2 pseudogenes are annotated in these 1013 nt (G+C 63.7%); one reads left to right on the top strand and one right to left on the bottom strand.

From position 1 onward, the window contains the following. Positions 1 to 564: pseudogene (locus E4Q08_RS23535) on the top strand (hypothetical protein); the annotation flags it as partial. Positions 565 to 680: 116 nt separating this feature from the next. On the opposite strand, the pseudogene E4Q08_RS23530 reads toward E4Q08_RS23535, so the two are convergent. Further along, positions 681 to 1013, bottom strand: a pseudogene (locus E4Q08_RS23530) (AAA family ATPase); the annotation flags it as partial.

The raw sequence follows: 1013 nt of genomic DNA, 5'->3' as shown, positions 1-1013 counted from the left end.
GCGCAGGCCATCTCCTTGGAGAAGGAGGGTAACTGCTTCGTCGGGGGTTCGTTCCAGGCTTTGGATCAGCTCGCAGATACCTTGTGCGATGAGCACGCCATAGGGCGACTGGCCGAGGTCTGTGACCGTTGGGTGTACTCAAGCTGCCTGTGCTTCGCGCTGACGATCGAGGAGCAAGAGCGCAGCCGCTTCCGGCACCGCTACTCGGTCTATCAAATCGAGTACAGCCGCAATCTCTTGTTCGTCCGTGGCACCACCCTGGATGCGATCTTCCAGGGCTTGATTGATCGTACCCAGCGCCTGCTCGACGTGCCGATCCTGCGCACGCTGTTCGGCCGCCAACAACGACCCCGCTGGCGTGTGTTACGTCGCGCGGTGATTCAGACTGTGTGGCCCAAGGTGTTCGAGGCTGAGACAGAGGCAAAGTCCCACGCTGGAGGGGGAGGAAGGTATACCTGGGGCAGCGTGGGACGGAGGGAGACTACGGAAGGTTGTAGGGAGGCGTCTTCCGAGGGGGTTTCGGGGTCGGTAGAGATTCATCTGCCGGTGGTGGTGACGGCGTAACTGCACGAGATAACGGGTCTCGCAAGCGGCGGCGAGCTGGTGAAGAAAATCGCTGAGAGCCGAGGCCGTTTCGTCGGAGAGGCCATCGGGGAAGAGGGAGTCGAAACGGCGGCGCTTCATCGCAATTCCTCGATGGCCAATTGCAGGAGATCGTCAGGCAGATGATTGAGTCCACGCGGCACCGCCAGGCGCATGGCGGTGCGCAGAATGCGCCCGGCGTGACGCGGCAGGCCCTTGCTGGCTTGCCGCAGGATCTCGAGACCCGAATCGGCGAGCAGCGTATGGGAGCACCCGGCGCTCTTGAGCGCGTGGGCGATCAGTTGCGCAAAGCGTTCGCGCTCGATGACCGGGCGCATCTGAACGCGCGCCTGAATGCGCCCGGCGAGCGCTGCATAGGGCGCCCGTTCGAGCGTCTGCGCCAGCGCCGGATGGCCGACGAGCCAGACGGT

This window comes from Candidatus Accumulibacter contiguus, from assembly GCF_012940005.1.
Classification (GTDB): domain Bacteria; phylum Pseudomonadota; class Gammaproteobacteria; order Burkholderiales; family Rhodocyclaceae; genus Accumulibacter; species Accumulibacter contiguus.
The sequence above is the reverse complement of the archived record's forward strand: the minus strand, read 5'-3'. Positions and strand labels throughout refer to the sequence as shown.